The organism is Sulfurovum sp., assembly GCF_036568385.1.
In the GTDB taxonomy this organism is placed as follows: domain Bacteria; phylum Campylobacterota; class Campylobacteria; order Campylobacterales; family Sulfurovaceae; genus Sulfurovum.
Genome location: NZ_DATCSP010000039.1, coordinates 1 through 18773 on the forward strand (window position 1 = coordinate 1; position 18773 = coordinate 18773).

The 18773-nt window shown below is 44.1% G+C and carries 17 protein-coding genes and 1 pseudogene; 9 read left to right on the forward strand and 9 right to left on the reverse strand.

Annotated features, from left to right (window positions below; all coding sequences use genetic code 11):
* The 5 genes and pseudogenes from VIM88_RS04200 to VIM88_RS04220 all read left to right on the forward strand — a co-directional run.
* Positions 1 to 429, forward strand: a pseudogene (locus VIM88_RS04200) (pilus (MSHA type) biogenesis protein MshL); the annotation flags it as partial.
* On the forward strand, positions 419 to 1231 hold the full coding sequence (locus tag VIM88_RS04205) for an ATP-binding protein (protein ID WP_331861633.1): 813 nt from the start codon (positions 419 to 421) through the stop codon (positions 1229 to 1231). The pseudogene VIM88_RS04200 and the gene VIM88_RS04205, both read left to right, overlap by 11 nt.
* A complete protein-coding gene (locus VIM88_RS04210; RefSeq protein ID WP_331861634.1) occupies positions 1224 to 1955 on the forward strand; it encodes a CDC27 family protein in 732 nt (243 codons plus the stop codon). Before VIM88_RS04205 ends, VIM88_RS04210 begins: the two co-directional genes overlap by 8 nt.
* Before the next feature lie 53 nt (positions 1956 to 2008).
* Positions 2009 to 3748, forward strand: coding sequence for a GspE/PulE family protein (locus tag VIM88_RS04215; protein ID WP_331861635.1), 1740 nt, complete (start codon positions 2009 to 2011; stop codon positions 3746 to 3748).
* 1 nt (position 3749) lies between these two features.
* Positions 3750 to 4997, forward strand: a complete 1248-nt coding sequence (locus VIM88_RS04220; protein WP_331861636.1) for a type II secretion system F family protein — start codon at positions 3750 to 3752, stop codon at positions 4995 to 4997.
* Positions 4998 to 5044: 47 nt separating this feature from the next.
* Here the strand turns inward: VIM88_RS04220 and kdsB are convergent, their stop codons facing one another.
* Positions 5045 to 5764 carry a 3-deoxy-manno-octulosonate cytidylyltransferase gene (gene kdsB / locus VIM88_RS04225; RefSeq protein ID WP_331861637.1) on the reverse strand — a complete coding sequence of 240 codons (720 nt, stop codon included), beginning with the start codon at positions 5762 to 5764 and terminating at the stop codon, positions 5045 to 5047.
* Between the two features lie 79 nt (positions 5765 to 5843).
* On the opposite strand from kdsB, the gene hemH reads away from it, so the two are divergent.
* Positions 5844 to 6881 carry a ferrochelatase gene (hemH, locus tag VIM88_RS04230; protein WP_331861638.1) on the forward strand — a complete coding sequence of 346 codons (1038 nt, stop codon included), beginning with the start codon at positions 5844 to 5846 and terminating at the stop codon, positions 6879 to 6881.
* Positions 6882 to 6895: 14 nt separating this feature from the next.
* Positions 6896 to 7456: an IMPACT family protein gene (locus tag VIM88_RS04235; protein WP_331861639.1), complete on the forward strand. Its 561-nt coding sequence runs from the start codon at positions 6896 to 6898 to the stop codon at positions 7454 to 7456.
* A 13-nt stretch (positions 7457 to 7469) separates the two neighbouring features.
* Here the strand turns inward: VIM88_RS04235 and VIM88_RS04240 are convergent, their stop codons facing one another.
* The 6 genes from VIM88_RS04240 to VIM88_RS04265 all read right to left on the reverse strand — a co-directional run bounded on the left by VIM88_RS04240 (position 7470) and on the right by VIM88_RS04265 (position 12378).
* The gene (locus tag VIM88_RS04240; RefSeq protein ID WP_331861640.1) at positions 7470 to 7811 is read right to left on the reverse strand and encodes a P-II family nitrogen regulator; all 342 of its coding nucleotides are present in this window, start codon (positions 7809 to 7811) and stop codon (positions 7470 to 7472) included.
* A gap of 11 nt (positions 7812 to 7822) precedes the next feature.
* Positions 7823 to 8995, reverse strand: a complete 1173-nt coding sequence (locus tag VIM88_RS04245; RefSeq protein ID WP_331861641.1) for an ammonium transporter — start codon at positions 8993 to 8995, stop codon at positions 7823 to 7825.
* Positions 8996 to 9182: 187 nt separating this feature from the next.
* Positions 9183 to 9524: a P-II family nitrogen regulator gene (locus VIM88_RS04250; protein ID WP_331861642.1), complete on the reverse strand. Its 342-nt coding sequence runs from the start codon at positions 9522 to 9524 to the stop codon at positions 9183 to 9185.
* Positions 9525 to 9558: 34 nt separating this feature from the next.
* A complete protein-coding gene (locus tag VIM88_RS04255; protein ID WP_331861643.1) occupies positions 9559 to 10866 on the reverse strand; it encodes an ammonium transporter in 1308 nt (435 codons plus the stop codon).
* A 95-nt stretch (positions 10867 to 10961) separates the two neighbouring features.
* The gene (locus VIM88_RS04260; protein ID WP_331861644.1) at positions 10962 to 11663 is read right to left on the reverse strand and encodes a PAS domain-containing protein; all 702 of its coding nucleotides are present in this window, start codon (positions 11661 to 11663) and stop codon (positions 10962 to 10964) included.
* Positions 11644 to 12378, reverse strand: coding sequence for a helix-turn-helix domain-containing protein (locus VIM88_RS04265; RefSeq protein ID WP_331861645.1), 735 nt, complete (start codon positions 12376 to 12378; stop codon positions 11644 to 11646). Before VIM88_RS04265 ends, VIM88_RS04260 begins: the two co-directional genes overlap by 20 nt.
* 128 nt (positions 12379 to 12506) lie before the next feature.
* Between VIM88_RS04265 and VIM88_RS04270 the strand changes: the two genes are divergently transcribed.
* Positions 12507 to 13358: a DUF234 domain-containing protein gene (locus VIM88_RS04270; protein WP_331861646.1), complete on the forward strand. Its 852-nt coding sequence runs from the start codon at positions 12507 to 12509 to the stop codon at positions 13356 to 13358.
* 47 nt (positions 13359 to 13405) lie between these two features.
* Here the strand turns inward: VIM88_RS04270 and tig (VIM88_RS04275) are convergent, their stop codons facing one another.
* Together tig (VIM88_RS04275) and tig (VIM88_RS04280) are read right to left on the reverse strand one after the other, a co-directional pair.
* Positions 13406 to 14656: a trigger factor gene (gene tig / locus VIM88_RS04275; protein WP_331861647.1), complete on the reverse strand. Its 1251-nt coding sequence runs from the start codon at positions 14654 to 14656 to the stop codon at positions 13406 to 13408.
* Positions 14656 to 15918 (reverse strand): trigger factor, encoded by a 1263-nt coding sequence (gene tig, locus VIM88_RS04280; protein WP_331861648.1) that lies wholly within the window; start codon positions 15916 to 15918, stop codon positions 14656 to 14658. The genes tig (VIM88_RS04275) and tig (VIM88_RS04280) overlap by 1 nt, the downstream gene beginning before the upstream one ends.
* A 271-nt stretch (positions 15919 to 16189) precedes the next feature.
* Here tig (VIM88_RS04280) and VIM88_RS04285 point away from each other — a divergent pair, with 271 nt between their 5' ends.
* Positions 16190 to 18718 carry an AAA family ATPase gene (locus tag VIM88_RS04285; RefSeq protein WP_331861649.1) on the forward strand — a complete coding sequence of 843 codons (2529 nt, stop codon included), beginning with the start codon at positions 16190 to 16192 and terminating at the stop codon, positions 18716 to 18718.
* The last annotated feature ends 55 nt before the right edge of the window (positions 18719 to 18773 follow it).

Sequence of the window (18773 nt, forward strand, 5' to 3'; positions counted from 1 at the left end):
GCTGAAGGTGAATTAGTAGATTCAGTTTTTGCAGGTATCCTGCTGGATATCACACCGGAAATAGATGATAACGGTATGATCACTTTAAAGATCAACCCATCTATTTCAGATACGCTAGAGACTGTTACAGCAAGCTCAGGATCAAGAACGATCCCACCTGATTTAGTTAAACAACAGATTGCTTCAGTGATCAAAGTTAAAGATGGACAGCACGCTATTCTGGGAGGATTGATCTCGAGTCAAACTGGATTTAAAGACAACCATGTCCCTCTATTGGGAGATATTCCGGGACTGGGTATGCTCTTTAAACGACAGGAAAAAATTAATAAAGTGGAAGAGCTGGTATTTATTATCACTCCGCACATCGTTAAACATGCTAAATCAGTTTCATTAAAAGATTTAGGATATACAAAGCTTAATGAAAAGTAGATATGAGGCTGCTAAGAATGTATTCGTTGATTCAGTAGATATCGACGACTACATTGATCTGGATTCTTCAGTCACGGCTTTTGAAAAATTGCAACACAGCATGAACAAGCCACTGAAGATGATCTTGCTTTTTGGTAAGCCCGGTACAGGGAAAAGTATATTGTTGCATCGTGTCCAGCAAAAACTGAAACATCAAAAAGAGATTCATTATTTTGATACCCCTGCGATCAATGAAAAAGAGTTTTTTCATAAACTGTTCAAGATCTTAACAAAAAGAGATTTGCCGAGAAACACAGAAGTGAATTTTGCTTCATTGGTTGAGTTCTGCAAAAAACTCAGAGGTAAGAGAGAGATCATCATCTTGCTTGATGAAGCGCAAATGTATAGCCCTGAAATGATGGAAAAGATCCGGCTGCTTTCTGACAGCCGCGCCATCAAATTTGTGGTTTCTTTACATAAGACGGAAGATGAAGACCTGATCGCCAAACAGCATTTTCAGTCTCGTATATGGGAAGTGATAGAATTGAAAAATGCGAGCAAAGAGGACCAGACTGCTTATATACATAAAAAACTCTTAAAAAAGAATCTCTTTGAGATCGCAAACAGTATCAAAGAAAAAAATATGAAACTCATTCACAAATACACCAAAGGAAACTATAGAGAGTGTAATAAGCTGCTGTTTACGATATTTGAAATTTGTGAATTTTATGATAAAAACGAACCTTCAAAGGTCAATTATTCGAAGGTGCCTCAAAAGATCATTGAAATGGCTGCATTGAAGTTAGGATATATTCATGTATGATATCAGGCAATTGGAAGCCGAATGGAAAAAATACAGGAACAAAAAGTTAAGAGTCTGGTATATAGCTTTGATCGTTCTTGTGCTCCTTGGTATTGTTGTGATCATTTCTATCAATAGTGCAAAAACAGATTTCACTACAGTAAAAGGGTATTTTCAAAGTTCAAAAGATGCTTCGACGGTGCGGCAACAGTCAAACAGCAGAGCGGTTTTGGATGAGAGCGGTCTGCAGAGAACTGTCTTGCTTGACAGTCCGATTGAAGGACTTGAAGTCGAAGATCGTGTCATCGAAGTGCAGGAAAGTGCGGAGAGGAAGTCTCCTGGTATCGTGGTTGATGTACCAATACTTGACGATGATACAGGACCGATAGAGACTGGAGCGGCTGGCGGTAGGAAAAAAGTGCATTTGGAGATCATCGAATCCACGAGCGCTTCCGCATACAAGGATGTGGAAAACAGGTTTTATAAATCTGAAGATATCAATGATGCACTGTTTTTGGCAAGGACGTATTACGACAGCGGTAATTATAAAAAGGCGGAACAATGGGCGTTGCAGGCAAACAGGCTGGATGAAAGTCTTGAAGAGAGTTTGCTGTTATTTGTGAAATCAAAAGTAAAACTGGGCAATAAAAATGAGGGGATCTCTATCTTGACGAGCTATCTGAAAAGATCGAATTCTGAGGAAGCACAAAAGTTATTGTATCAGATTGAAAATGATAAGTTCTAGAACGAAATTGCGTAGTGGATGTTATACGTATCAGTTATATTATGGAGTGTTAAATGGTAAAACTCATTGAGATCATGCTTAAGGAAAATCTTATTACTAAAGATGCAATTTCTGCACTGGTAAGAAGCAGACCTCCTAAAAAGATTTCTTTTGCAAACCTTTTGGCAGAAGAGATGACCGATCTTCATACGGTAGAGATCTTTTTAGCCAAGAAGATAAGGCAGGGTGTGATCACTCTGGCCCATCTTGAAAAGATAGAAGGGATCAACATCATTCCCATTATAGAAGAGGTGGCTAAGTCCCTGCATGTGGAGTTTGTAGATCTAGATGATGTCGAAATTGACATGAAGCTCTTTTCAAAAGTTCCCTATAGTCAATTGCGTAAGTATAATATCATTCCTATAGAAGAAAATGATCTGAATGTAAGGATCGTATTTGATGATCCGCTCGACATGGCAGCACAGGATGCTATACAGAGGCTTTTTCCTAAAAAACCTATACGAATTGCCATTGCCAAACCCAGCCAGATACGTCAACATCTGCAGCGGTTGGAGATCAATGAAAGTATCAAAGGTTTGGTTGGAGATATTCGTAAGGACCTCGCGCAAGATGGAAAGGTCGACGAAAAAGCAGATGAGTCTCCCGCCGTTCTCAAACTGATCGATGTGATCTTGAAATCAGCCATATTTGCAGGTGCGAGTGATATCCATATCGAAGCCATGGAGATAAACTGTATCGTAAGATTCCGTGTAGATGGTATACTGCGCCAAAGTTTTACCTTTGACAAAGATATCTTTAGTCCTTTGGCATCACGGATGAAACTGCTTTCAAACCTGGATATTGCAGAAAAAAGAAAACCGCAGGATGGCAGGTTCTCTACAGTGGTCTCCCAAAAAGATTTTGATTTCAGGGTCTCAACACTGCCGACCATCTTTGGGGAGTCCATCGTTCTTCGTATTTTGGACAAATCCAAAGCAATGATCAGGCTTGAAGATGCAGGTATGAGCAAATTCTGTTATGACAGGTTCTCTGAAGCGATCAAAGTGCCCTATGGGATCGTCTTGGTGACAGGTCCTACGGGATCGGGTAAAACGACGACGCTCTATGGGGCATTGAATGCGATCAAAGATGTCAAAGATAAGATCATCACGGTAGAAGACCCGGTAGAGTATCAGATGGCAGGGCTGCAGCAGGTACATGTCAATGCCAATATAGGCTTGAGCTTTGCGGATGCACTTCGATCCATATTGAGACAGGACCCCGACAAGATCATGATAGGGGAGATCAGGGATAAAGAGACCCTGAGGATCGCTATTCAGGCGGCACTGACAGGTCACCTTGTGCTCTCTACGCTGCATACCAATGATGCGATCTCCGCGGTGACAAGGATCTTGGATATGGGCATTGAAGAGTATCTGGTCAGCGGTGCGTTGGTCGCGATACAGGCACAAAGGCTGGTGAGAAAAATATGTCCCCACTGTAAACGGGAAGCAGTACTGGATCTGGCACTGCAAAAATCGGTAGAAGAGTACCTTCCGGAAAATCCTACGTTCTATATAGGTGATGGATGTAAAGAGTGTGGACTTACTGGATATGCAGGAAGGGAAATGATATCTGAAGTGTTAACGGTCAGTGAAACCCTCTCCCGTATGATCGCAAACAATGCATCCAAAGAGGAGTTGACAACACAGGCTGAGGAAGAAGGGTTTATCACGATGTTTGAAGATGGTATCCATAAAGCATTAGAAGGTAAAACGACGATTGCAGAAATTTATAGAGTAGCGAGGTTGTAAGATGAAATATTTTAGTGTAACGGTAATGGAAAAGGGTAAAAGACGACAAGAGATAGTAAAAGCTTCAAATAAGATGGCAGCGGTCAACCTTGCCAAGAACAAATTTCCGAGTACGATGGTAACGAAGGCAGTGGAGACAGCTGCACCATTAGAGGATACTTTGTCCAATCTTTTTGATGCATTGAAAAAAACCGCCAAGTCAAAGATACCGCTGAATGATAAAATATCAACGATACGCCAAATAGCGGTTATGACAGATGCGGGTATTCCGATCAACGACACCTTGATGGAGGTGGCTGAAAATACGGAAAATGCACAGCTGAAAGAGATATACAAAACGATCAACAAAGATATTAACTCCGGTAACAGTATTTCAGACGCGATAACGCCTTATACGGAGGAGTTCGGGCATGTGGCCATAGCGATGACAAACTTGGGTGAGAGAACGGGTAATATTTCCGAGTCGTACCATAAGCTCGCAGATATACTTGAAAATATCAGGGACAACACAGCGAAATTCAAAAAAGCGATACGTACACCTTTGATCACTTTGGCGGCTATGGGGATCGCTTTCACTATTTTGATCATGGTGGTCGTCCCTAAATTTAAAGATATATTTGACAAGTTTAAAACAGAGCTTCCTATTCCAACGCAGATACTTCTTAAACTGGAGTGGGCATTCAGCAATTACGGGGTACTGATCCTCTTTATTCTGTTTGCCATGATCTTTGGTGTCAAATTTTTCTATAAGAACAATAAAGAGTTCAAATATCAAATGGATAAGATACTGATCCATCCACGCTTTTACCTGATCAATAAAGCGATCTTCCTTTCCACGATGCATAAATATAATTTGGTATTTGGCGAATTGGTCAAATCGGGTATCCCTGTATCTGAAGCCTTGGAAACTGCTGTCGGGATGGTAGACAATGCAGCGATCAAAGAGAAGTTGCTGACGGTCAATGCCAATATCGGCCGTGGTATGAGCCTTGCAGAGGCATTCCAGATCACTGGTCTTTATGAGAATATGCTACTTCAAATGATCAAAGCCGGTGAGGCGGGTGGACAATTGGATGCGATGCTGGATAAGGTGACGGACTATTATGATATGAAGTTCCAGGATCTGATCGATAACCTTTCAACCTATATAGAACCGATCATGATGTTCTTCATTGCAGGTTTGGTACTTTTGATGGCCTTGGGAATTTTCATGCCGATGTGGGATCTTGGAAAAGCGGTCAAAAATTAGCAGACAAACCTATAGAGTCTACACTCTATAGGTTCTATAATATAATTTTAAAGCCTATGGTGCCTAATGGCCTTTTCTAGATCTTCCATGGTATCTATACCAAAGCTCTCTGTTTTCACCTCTGTCATCGCCACTTCATAACCGTGATAGAGGGCCCTGAGCTGCTCCAGTTTTTCTATCTCTTCAAGCGGTGCAGGTTCCAGCATACAAAAATTCCGTAACGATCTTACCGTAAATCCGTAAATGCCCAAATGTCCCTTGTAGGCATTAAAGTGATGATCTCTTGGGTAAGGTATTTTTGCTCTTGAAAAATAGAGTGCAATGCCATCACTATCGGTGATCACTTTTACGATATTCGGATCATCCGCTTCCGGATTGGAGATCGTTTTGTAACAGGAGTTCATCAGGATACGCTCATTGTCCTGATGTTTCTCGGTAAGATCGTATATAGCCTGTACGACCTCTGTTTCGATGAAAGGTTCATCCCCCTGCACATTGATGATGATCTCGTTCTCATCCAGGTCCAACTTCTGTGCTGCTTCATAGATACGGTCTGTACCGCTTTGATGTTCCGAGGATGTCAGTATGGCCTGTATGCCATGTTCTCTAGCGATATCTATGACCTCCTGTGAGTCTGTTGCAATGACGACATCATCTATGCCTTCAACCGCTTTGGCAGTTCTTACCACCATGGGCATTCCTCCTATGTCTGCCAGGACCTTATTGGGGAACCGGCTAGACCCTATACGTGCGGGAATAATGATCATAGGTATCCTTTCTTTTTTACTTAAACTAATTTTACACTTTCTATGCTAAGATACAACAACGTAATTGAAAAGGTATGGAATGAAACAAGCGTTATTTCTTTTAAATATGGGTGGCCCCAATAGTTTAGACGAAGTAGAACTATTTTTATATAATATGTTTTCAGATAAAAATATTTTACCCACGAATCCTGCGACACGTGCACTGGTCAGAAAGATCATTATCTCCAAACGATTGGATGAAGCGAAAGAGAGCTATGCCCACTTAGGCGGCAAATCGCCTCTGGCAGATCTGACACAGGAGCTGATAGAAAAGCTCAAAGCCAAATTGGATATGCCTATCTATGCGGCCATGCGCTATGTACCGCCTTTCGCACAGGAATCGCTGATGAAATGCAAGGAGGAGGGGGTTGAAGAGCTTTTGCTTTTTCCGCTCTATCCGCAGTATTCGACCACGACCACACTCTCCTCTTATGAAGACATCGTATCCAGGTGCAAAGCGTTGGATTATCATCCCAAGATCACCGTACTGGCGTGTCAGTATTATGATGACACCGACTACATCAAAGCCAGTGTGGAACAGATAGAAAAAGCGATCGACGGGAAAGAGAGTGTGGAGTATGACCTGCTTTTATCGGCCCATGGATTGCCTTTGAGCATCATTAAAGCCGGGGATCCCTATCAGCGGCAGGTCGAAGCGAACGTGAGTGCCATAAAAACGCTGCTCGATATCAAAGGACTGCATTTCAAAAATGTGAAGTTGGTGTATCAATCCAAAGTGGGCAACGCCTCATGGCTCGAACCAAACCTTGTCGATGTGTTGCGTCATCCTACGAACCGAAAAGTACTTATCTATCCGTTGGCCTTCACCATTGACAATTCTGAAACACTCTTTGAACTGGATATAGAGCATCGCGAGATTGCTGAAAAAATAAAATATGATGATTATATCGTGGCAGCATGTATGAACAGCAGCGAGCCTTTTGTCAATTTGATCGTGAAGTATGTAGACAGACACAGGTCAGGAAAACATACCGGTACATTCCCTTGTGCTGATTGCACGGTGTGTCTTTGCTGTGGCGCAGCAAAACGCTATGAGGCGGACACGGCAGCATCCTGAATCGTAGGAACTTGATGGTCACCGTAAATTCACAAACCACCTGCATCACAGAGGTCAACCGCTCCAAATTCATCACATTGCTTGTACCTATATCCAAGTATGAGGGGCTGCAGGAAGCGTTGAAAAAAGCGCACCCAAAGGCCAGTCATGTCGTCTATGCATTCAGGTATCTCAATGAGTTTGACCAGGTTGTGGAAAACAGCTCTGATGACGGAGAGCCCAAAGGGTGTGCCGGTATTCCGTCACTGAATGTGCTGCGCGGGGAGGGGCTCATTAACTGTGCTGTGCTGACAGTGCGTTATTTTGGAGGAATCAAGCTTGGGACCGGGGGTATGGCAAGGGCCTATGCGTTATCTGTGAAAAATGCACTCAAGGAAGCGACATCGGTAGCTTACGAGAAAGAGGTTGCAACACGGTTCTCGACCCATTATAATGAAGTGGATAAGATACTTTATAGACTTAAACAGCTGGATCTGACAAACTATGAGCGTGATTTTGGTGTGGATAAGGTGGATTGGAAAGTGACGGGAAGCGAAGAGAAGATCGACAGGCTGAAAAGCGAAGAGGGACTCTAAGGAGATCTAGTCCTTAGAGTGCTTCTTCATCCTCTTCCCCCGTTCTGATACGGATCGTTTTAGAGATGTCAGAGACAAAGATCTTGCCATCACCGATCTTTCCGGTTTTGGCAGCTGTTTTGATGGCGTCTATCGTTTTGTTCAGATACTCATCATTGCTCACCACGATCTCCAACTTTACCTTGGGTATGAACTCCACGACATACTCCGCACCTCTGTAGAGCTCCGGGTGTCCCTGTTGTCTTCCGTACCCTTTGACCTCAGAGACGGTCATCCCTTCGATACCCGCTTCTACCAGGGCGTCTTTTACCTCTTCAAGTTTAAATGGTTTGATGATCGCTTCAATTTTTTTCATACGTTATCTCCTTATATACTGCGTTTAAATTCAGGATATGACTCTATACCACACTCCGTAGCATCGATCCCCTCTAACTGCTCTTCATCACCTGCACGAAGTACAAAGATCTTGTTGATACTATATATTGTAATCCACGAAAGTGGAAAAACAATAATACCTACTACAAGTATACCTTTTAATTGTGTCCAGATGCTTACATCTGCTACAAAAATACCTACTGCCAGCGTACCCCAGATCCCATTGACCAGGTGTACGGAGAGGGCACCTACGGGGTCATCCATTCTAAACTTATCAAAGATAGGTACAAACAGAACGACCAGAGCACCGCCAACCGCACCGATCAAAACAGGGGTATGGATATCATACAGGTCCGGCCCTGCAGTGACCGCTACGAGTCCGCCAAGTGCACCATTGAGTATGACCGTGATATCGAATTTTCTATATCTAAAATAGGTCAGGAGCCATCCGCTGATCGCACCTGCAAGTCCGGCCGTATTCGTATTCATGATGGTCAATGCAACCGCATCGGCGTTCTCTTTGGACGAGATCGTACCGACCGATCCGCCATTAAACCCGAACCAGCCTATCCAAAGCAGCAGTGCACCCAGGGTCACCAAGGGAATATTGGATGCCGGGATGACGCGGACGATATCATCTTTATATCTGCCGCGTCTTGGTCCCATGATCAGGATGGCTGCAACCAGTGCCCACCCTCCGGTAGAGTGGATGACCGTGGAACCAGCAAGGTCATGAAGCCCTGAGATATCCAATACGGTTCCCGATAGAAAGTTCGAGCCCCAGGTAATGTTCACAATCGTCGGATAGATAAAGGCTCCTACAAGTACAGTAAAGATGGCCAAAGGCAAGATACGGGAGCGTTCACTGACACCACCGCTCATAATGTTGATCACCTTACCGACAAAGGCCATTTGAAACATAAAAAATGCCCATTTGCTCATACCGTTCTGATGATCCCAACTTCCAAATGCATACTCGTAGCCTATCAGTAGAAATGCCAAGGATGCTATGGCATAGATCATCACGTTCACAGTCAGTACCGATGTGACATTTTTTGTACGTACCAACCCGGCTTCGAGCATGGCAAAGCCAGGTACCATAAAAATGATAAGCGTCATTGCAAAGAGTGCAAAGAACGTATCAATGATATAATGTATTTCCATTGTGAGTACTCCTGGGATTGTTTGATCTATAGTGTATCTTTTTCTTGAGAAATAGTGAAAGGGGAAGTTGCTTTATTATAAAGCAATTTGAAGTGTTCGTAAAGGCAAGTGGTGAATAAAGTGTTTAAATTTTAATCAGCTTGCGCTAAGAACGGAAGGCAGCCAGAGCGATGCTCCGGCGCATATACTACAGTGCGTCAGCATCCGTTTCGTCTGTTCTGATACGGATCACATGATCGATGGTACTTACAAAGATCTTACCGTCACCGATCTTGCCTGTTTTAGCCGTTTCACTGATGGCCTTGATCGCGATATCGGCATACTCATCGGTACTTACAACGATCTCTATCTTGATCTTGGGGATGAACTCCACCACATACTCTGCCCCTCTGTAGAGCTCTGAGTGCCCCTGTTGTCTTCCGTACCCTTTGACTTCAGAGACCGTCATCCCTTCGATACCGGCTTCTACAAGCGCTTCTTTGACATCTTCCAGTTTAAATGGTTTGATAATTGCTTCGATTTTTTTCATACTATTTCCTTTCTACGTTTAGGGTAGTAAATTCTTACGAATTTACCACATTTTCTCCGTGAACTACTTCATCAAGACCAGCTGATTCCGTTTCTTCATCTACTCTTGCACCACCAGTGATGGCTGAAGCGATATAGTAAACGATGATCGTACCGACAAGGGTAAAGAGTCCGACAACGACGACGGATTCAACTTGAACCATGAATTGTCCCATTCTGTCACCACTCTCTTTAAGCGGACCGTCCCAGAGCAGATCTTTGTCATCCAGTGCAAGCAGACCAGTTGCAAGTGCACCCCAAAGACCTGCCAGGAAGTGGATCCCGAATGCATCGAGAGAGTCATCATATCCAAGTTTTTTCTTCAATGTGACCACACCGAAGAAGGCAATGAGTGAACCAACGATACCTATTACAAATGCACCGCCAACGCTGACAAACCCGGCAGCCGGCGTGATCGCCACCAGACCGGCAATGATACCTGAAGCAATGCCAAGCAGTGTAGGCTTTTTAAAGACAAACCACTCAAGAAGCATCCATGTCACAGCAGCCGCAGCAGTGGCAACCGTTGTGGTCATGACAGCCAGACCAGCGATAGCGTTCGCACCGAATGCTGAACCACCGTTAAATCCGTACCAACCGAACCACAACAGAGCCGCACCTACCGCAGTAAGAAGAATACTGTATGGTTTCATCGCCACTTTAGGGTAACCGGCTCTTTTACCGATCAAGAGAGCAAGTACGAGACCGGCCAGACCGCCGTTCATGTGTACCACTGTACCACCGGCGAAATCAAGAGCACCCGCATCAAACAGAAGTGCACCGTCGCCACCCCATACCATATGGGTAATAGGCGCATAGACAAGAAGGCCCCAAAGTACCACAATAACGATCCAGGTCGAGAACTTCATACGTTCGATCACAGAACCTGCAGCGATCGCTACCGTAATAGCCGCAAAGGTACCTTGGAATGCGATAAATACATAGGTAGGGTAGGAACCGGAAAGGTCTGTCCATTTGATGCCATCAAGCATCACATGTCCGAATCCGCCAAATACATTTTGAAGCATGGCACTTTCATTGGTGCCAAATGCGATAGAGTAACCTGCAATGATCCATACTACGAAGGCAACGACAAAAGCACCCATCACCATTGCATAGGTGTTGAGTACATTTCTGCTTCTGGTCATACCGCCATAGAAGAGTGCCAGTCCTGCCGGTGTCATAAGAAGTACCAATGCTGTAGATACCATCATCCATGCTGTATCACCTGTGTCCAGTTTATCTTCTGCAAAAGCGAAGATAGGCAAAAACATTGCCATCAGAGCCGAAAGTTTTAATTTCATGCTATTTCCTTTAAATTTATTTTTACAAGACAATAGTAACATGATTGATGATATTTTAATATTAAGGTGTGATTAATTTTTAATCAACAGAGGGATCATTGTATAAGAGGTATTTCGAGTTTGATGGCGTGTTCACTCAAAATAGGTTTGATCTGACTGATCTCTGCAAGGCTGCGTATTTCGTCATCTGTATCTGTGTAGCGGCCATTGGCTATTACAGAAAGTTGGGCAATAGATTCTTTTTTGCCGTCTATGATCACATGCTGCCCCAAGAGCAGTTTGAGAGAAATATCGATCGAATCTGATGCTCTGAAGGCATTGAGAGTCTTTCTCAAGAGTTTAGAAAAGTTATTTTGGTCTATTTTCAAAGAGGGAAGGTCCTGGTCGGTCAGGAGTTTCAGCGGGTTTGTGTTTTTTGTTTTGAAGAGTGCAATGTTCGCTTCCAGCAGAATGTTGATATCGGTGGTAATAAGTTTGTCTTTTTCTATTTTACGTTTTGATCTGATACGAGGCTTATTGTATAAACGCAACGAGATCTGTTCTTCATTTTCATAGCCTACTGTGATGGCATGAAAGGAAAAACTGTCATAATTCAGAGACAGTGTGGTCGTCTTGTACCCAAAACTCTGAGGCGCGTAGGCTAAAGAAATATCATACAGCTCAGCTTTTGTCACATACCCAAATAAAATTTCTGCAGCATTATTGAGATAGAGTATCTTCCCTTGATTGTTAAAAAGAATAAAAGGATTGTTGTCCCATTCTATAAAAGACTTGAAATCAATCGATGTTGTGTTCATGTATTTTCTTTCTCAATGTATTTCTGTTGATACCTAAAACCTGCGAGAGCTGCAGTTGCGAACCGAATTTTTTAAGACCGGCCTGTATCAGAGGTTTTTCATACAACCCGAGATATTCTCTGTATCCATCATTACCATCAAGGTGTTTGAGTAAGTAGTGGTAGAGCATACCTTCAATATCTTTCGCTTCCATATTTTCCTGCATCAGGTGCATAAAGACGGATCTCTTGAGACTTTTACTGTTTTTGCTGAGGTCTAAAGGGATCTCCCTGGATTCGATGGCATCCTCTTCCATCATCAGTGTTGCACATGCTTCTTTGATGAACCTGTTTTTTAAATATTCAATGTCTTCAGGGCGTTCAGAGAGTGATGGCATCATATAGATGAAAGCAAAAAGATCGTCAATGAGCTCCTGGTTACCCATGTAGTCCGCGGTGGCAATGATACGTTTATTGGTAAAATCAAGAGAACTTTGATTGCTCAGTTTTTCAAAATTGGTGATGATGAGCTCATCATTCTCTTCCAGTGCCTCCTGCACCTCTTTCTGATTTTCGCCAGAGACCAGTGGGGTATTGGGGAAAAGGTATCTCGCAAGTGATTTTTTACCTGTATGTGCGTCACCTATGATGATAGAGGAGACGAAAAGTGTCTTGGTGAGATTGAAACTTTTGATGATATGCTGTATCTTATCGGATGTGGTGAAAAATGATTCCATAATATTCTTTTCTTTTGATTATTAATTATACAGAAATTCTAATATAATTATGTTAAAATAATTCAATTTCAGTATAAAGGCACGGTATCAAAACAGCATTTAAAAGATTTTATCAGCATTTCTCTTATTTGGAATTCGAACAGGCGGTTGAATACTTTTCCATTTTAGGCGGTATGGGAAAAAATATAGAGCTGGACTATTTTGATGATGTCTTTTCGATGGTGGAGTCGAACTTTGTGCAGAACTTTGCAAAGTTTCAGGACCTTGTCTCCCCTTCGTATCTTTTGGAAAATCCTTATAGGGATATACTCATCGCAGTAGCCAGAGGGGACGGAAAGCTTTACTCGGTATTGCGCAAGGCAAAACTGAGCGAAACGCTTGGAGAGCAGCTCGTGCAGGAGCTGGTGGAGCTCAATGTCCTAAAAGTAGAGACGTCAAGAGAATCTCCGCTGCGCAGCCACCCCAAACACAAACTTAAAAAAGAGCAGCGTTCCTACAGGGTGCAGGACAAACTTCGTTTTGTGCAGCCTTTCATGCGTTTCTGGTTCGGTTTTGTGATGACGTACAAAAAAGATCTTGTTTCAGGGAAGGGTGATGCTTTTTTGGAGAATTTTGAAAAACATTATGAACGGCTGCGCTCATTGGTCTACGAACAGCTCTGTGACGCACTGCTTGTACAGCACTATGCGGATGCTTCACCCATAGTGGAGAGCGGAAGCTACTGGAACATTCATAGTGAATTTGACATCCTGGCGGTCAATAAGAACAAAAAGATCATCCTGGGAGAGTGCAAGTACAAAGAGAGGAAGGTATGCAAGAACGAACTCTCAAAACTGAAAGCCAAAGCAGAACAATCCGGGATCAATGTCGATGTCTATGCCCTTTTCTCAAAATCGGGGTTCTCCAATGAGCTTCTGCAAACAAAAGATGAGCAATTGCTTCTGTTTGACCTGGAGGATTTGAAAGTGCTCACTGGCTAAGTGAGCCCGTAGTTTCTCCCCGCCCGTACTCAGGTCTTCTTTCGGTTCTAATGCCTGTTTTTTGCTTCAAGCCACTGTTGAAACAGTTTGTTCTCTATCAGTCCTACCTTGGCAGCGGTCATCAGGTTGTTGGTTTTATAGTATTCAAGCAGCTCTTCCGGGTCCTGGCCGGTCATCATTGCCTGGATCTCAAGTGCGGAAAGTACCTCTTGGTCACTTACGTCGACACCTTCTTTCTTCGCCAGCGCATCGACGATCAGGGCAGCTTTGACGGAATCTCTGGCTTCGCCCCTGAGCGTATCTCTGAGTTCATTGAACTTTTCCTTGTCTTCTTTGTAGCGTGCATGTTCCTCCTGGCTCATGCGCTGTGCCCTCTCATTGATCTTGGCATCTATCTCTTGTTCCACGACGTTGTTAGGCAGAGTAAAGTCGAACTTTGTAAGCAGTCCCCTGATGATCTGTGGTTTTAACGTTTCATTGTAAAGGTTCGAGAACTCCTGAGTGAGGATCTTCTCGGCCATTTTTGCTTTCAGGGTATCCAGGGTGGCATTCTCATTGCCGAGTATCCTTTGCGCCAGGGCATCGTTGAGCTCTATGCGTTTTTGTTCCCGGATCTCATGCAGTTTCACTTTGAACTCGGTCTCCTGTCCTGCCAAAGCTTTTGACTGGTAGTCCTGCGGGAAGGTGATCTTGACGGTTTTTTCTTCATTCGTTCTCCACCCGATCATCTGTTCTTCAAAGCCCGGAATGAACGTTTTGGAACCGACCTTGAGGTTGTATTTCTCCGCACTGCCGCCCTCCAGGGCTCTGCCGTTTAAAAAGCCTTCAAAGTCAATGACAACAAGGTCGCCGTTCTGCACCGCTCTTTCTTCTTTGATCTTTTCGAACGGGGCGTGTTGTACGGCCATCTCTTCCAGTTTGGCATCTACGGCTTTGGGGTCTATGGTCGGCTTGGTATAGCTTGGCACGATGTCCATATAGGCGACACTGGTATCTATCTCCGGGCGAGTGGAGATCTCTACTTCGAGGAAGAGGCCGTTTTCCTGTTCCTCATACGTTTTAAAGCTGGGCTGGCCCAACATTTCATCCTGTGTCACCTTTGCTTCCTTCATGCCTCTCTCTATGAAGTCATGCAGTATCTGACCTTCGGCCTCACGCTGGAAGGTACTGTCGTCTGCAGCATTCTCTTTTCCTGCCTGCGCCCGCAGTTCGGAGATCTTCTCTTGAATGACGTTATGGGGAATGGTACCTCGGAGGGTGATGTTGATATCATCTCTCTTTTCTACTGTAAGGAGCATCAGCGTTTGTCCAGACCAAGCATTTTGCCAAAAAGTTTATCCTGCGTGAGTCCCATTTTTGCAGCGGTCATCAGGTTGTTCTCTTTGTAGTAGTTCACAAGCTCCTGTGCATCCTGACCTGACATCATTGCCTGGTAGTAGAGTGCGGAGAGAATTTCCTGGTCATCTGCTTCAAGCCCTTCTTTTTTAGCCAGGGCATCGACGATAAGCGCCGTTTTAATGGTATCTCTTGCTTCGGCTCTCAGACTCTCTCTGAGTGCATGGAACTTCTCTCTGTTCTCGCTTAACGCTTTTCTCTCCTCTTCGCTCATCTGCTGGATGCTTTCAGTGACCTTCGCGTCGATCTCCTGTTCCACGATATTGCGGGGGAGAGTAAAGTCGAATTTGGTCAGAAGCCCTTTGATCAGCAAAGGTTTGAGCTGGTCATTGTAGAACTGTGAGAGTGCCTGTGACATGATCTGGTCGGCCAGTTTTTTCTTCAGCGTCTCCAGGGTCGCTTTCTCATCGTTGAGAATTCGCTGCGCGAACGCATCATCCGGCTCGATGGCCTTCTGTTCCTGGATCTCATGCAGTTTTACTTTGAATTGCGCTTCCTTCCCTGCCAGCTCTTTGGACTGGTACTCTTCAGGAAAGGTCACGGTGATCGTTCTTTCCTCTCCGTACTCCATACCGATCATCTGAGCTTCAAAACCCGGGATAAAGGCGTTGGAACCGATCTTCAGGTTGAACTTCTCGGCACTGCCGCCTTCAAATGCGACCCCATCCACGAACCCTTCAAAGTCAATGACCGTGACATCTCCATCTTCTACCGCTCTGGGTGTTTCGATCGGAGTGAACGGCGCTTGCTGCACAGCCATCTGATGGAGTCTTTCTTCGACCTCTTTGGGGTCTGCATCAGGTACTGTAAAGGTAGGAATGATATCGGTGTAATCTACGCTGGTATCGATCTCCGGGTTGGTGGAGACGGATATTTCAAGATAGAGGCCATTGTCTCTTTTTTCATATTTGTTGAACCCCGGCTGTCCCAGGATCTCTTCTAGATCGATGTTCGCTTCTTTGAGTCCGGATTCGATGAATTCCGTCAGCACTTCGCTCTCCGCTTTTTGCCGGATCTTCTCATCACTGACCGTTTCGGAGCTCTCTTTGGCCTCTTTTTCCGCTTCCTCTTTGAGCTTGGCAAACTTCTCTTCAGTCATATTATTGTCGATGATGCCGCTAATGATAAGGTTGATATCATCGATCTTTTCTACTGTAACGTTCACTGCTATCCTTTAGTATTTAATGCCGCGATTTTAACTAAATAGTCTAAAACTAACTTTTCCCGCACGCTGCTGCTGTATTGGAGAGACCGGCTTCTGGCCTTCTCCCCGCTAAAAACCTGTACTGAGGAGAGGGGGTAAAATCGTGCCATTTCCTGTCTGGACATCCAAGTAATTATAAGGTAAAATCCGGTTCTAATCTTTTTATGGTATTTTAGCATGCATGAATTTCAGCTAAACCCCTGATTAAAAATACAAAGTAAAGAATACGAAAATGAATAACGGTCAAGATTATATTAAAGTGGCGAACAAGCTCAGAAAAGCACTGACAAAAGAGTTGTTTGGCCAAGACAGAGCGATCGAAGCGATTGTCAATAGTGTAAAAAGCAATATCGTAACCAACAAAAGTGCACCCAAAGCAACCTATCTCTTTTTGGGCTCACCCGCAACGGGTAAAACCTATCTGGCCGAGCTGATGACGAAGAACTTTGACGGCTATAAGATCAGAACCTTCGATATGACACAGTACCACGAGCAGAACGGTGGAGAACTGTACGGATATCCAAAAGGATGGTCAGGGTACAGTGTAGGGCAGCTGACCGGTTTTGTGCATGACAACCCCAAATCGATCATTGTCCTGGATGCTTTTGAAAAAGCGGACAACGTGATACAGACGAACCTGCTCTCCATCTTTGAAGGCGGAATGATGAGGGATGCCTGCGGCTGGGACAAACTGACCGACCAGCCGTGTAATGACGCGGAAGAGAAAGTATACACTGAGGACAATGCCAACTTTATCGTTGATTTCAGGGAGACGATCTTCATCATCACCTCCAGTCTGGGAGAAGAGCTGTATTCGGACAACAAGTTCGTGAAACTCATTGAGGATGATTACATTCAGGCGGAATCGATGATCCTTGAGGCACTGAAAAGAGAAGAAAAAACCAATATCAAAACGGGCGGGATGCAAAAAGCGATCATACCTGAACTGATCTCACGTTTTTCCCAGGCCACGATCGTCCTGTTCAATAAATTGAACTATCCTGCCTACGAATCGATAGGTGAAAAAGCGTTTCTGGAATATGAAAGGGTCTTCAGAGAGAACTACTCGATCGGTTTTAATGTGGACAAGAACTTCAGTAATTTTCTAAAAACACAGATCCTTATTTTCGCCCCCGAATTGGATGCGAGAAGACTGAAAAACAAAATAGGGGAAATGTTCTTTACCAAGGTCACAGACTACATGATGACGTTGGGAGAAGAGGCAGACAAGTATAAAGAGATCAAAGTGTCGCTCTCCAAAAAGTGTATCGATTTCATCGATGAAAATATCGTGCCGCTGATAGAAGATGACAAACTGGTCAAAGAGCTTTTCCGAAAAAATATCAAGTTGGAACTCGATGAGGGGTTCAGCGCGAGAGGTTCTGTGATCACCTATAAGGTCAAAGACTGCCGGTTCAAACAGGTGAAACGTATCAAGGATTTCAGCGAGGATGGACTGGTGTTCGATATCCCTGATGTCTCATTTGACGATATCGCGGGACATACCAATGCCAAGATGAGGCTGCATGAAGTGATCAACTTTTTAAAAGACCCGAAACTGCTCAAAGAGTTCAATGTCCAGCCTCCCAAAGGAATGCTTCTCTATGGCCCTCCGGGAACAGGGAAGACACTTTTGGCCAAAGCCTTCTCGGCTGAAGCGGAGCTCCCTTTTATCTCTATCACAGGGGTTGAGCTGTTGCAGCTCGATAAGATCAAAAAGGTCTTTGCAAAGGCCAAAGAGTATGCACCGGCCATTATCTTTATCGATGAGCTGGATACGATCGGGATACGGGGAAAAGACAATACCCGTGAAGTGCAGATCAACAAGTTCCTGGCAGAAATGGACGGTTTTTCCAATAAACCCGATGAGCATATCTTTATCATCGCAGCGACAAACTATAAGGAGAATATCGACAGTGCCATCATCAGACCGGGAAGGATCGAGATACATATCAAGGTAGATGACCTGGACAAAGATGCCAGAAAATATTTCCTTAACAAGATCATCAAGAACAAGCCGACAAGCGGCAAATTCGACATGAACAAGCTGTTGACCTACACCGCGGGTATGACAGGTGCGGAACTTGAACTGGTCAGTAAAGAGGCATCGTTCTACTGTATCAGACACAATCTGCCTGCGATCACCCAGGAGATATTGATCAAACAGATCAACACCATCAAGTATGGAGAGAAGATCTCACATGTCTCCAACGAAGAGGTATTTAAAAAGACCGCCATCAGAGAAGCGGCACATACCATCATCTCAAAAGTACTGATGCCTGAAGTGAAAATAAGACAGATATCGGTAACGCCGCGAAATAATAAAAACGGCTTCATCAGCAATAATTTTGAAGACAACCAGACGAATATGACGATCGAAGATATCAAAAACAGGATCTGCGTATCACTGGCCGGAAGGATCGCACAGATCAAAAAGTACGGAACGGTCTACGGAATGGATATGGAAGGCTCTCCAGATCTGCAGCATGCGATCAATGATGCCTATATGGCCATCACACACTATGGTATGGATGACGAGGTGAAATACCTTTCGATCAAAGGCAATAGAGATAAAACCTCAGAGACAGATACCGGCCGATATAACCATACAAAGATCGATGATGCACTGCAAAGATGGATGGTCGAAGGGGAACAAAAAACACGTAAACTGATAGACGACAATTGGGATAGGATCGAACGGCTGTCAAACCAGCTGCTTGATCATGAAATCCTCTATGAGGATGAGTTGGAGACAGTTTAAGGATATGGGCCTGGGTAAAAGACCCATGCCTATAGAACTACAGGTATAGTTCTAT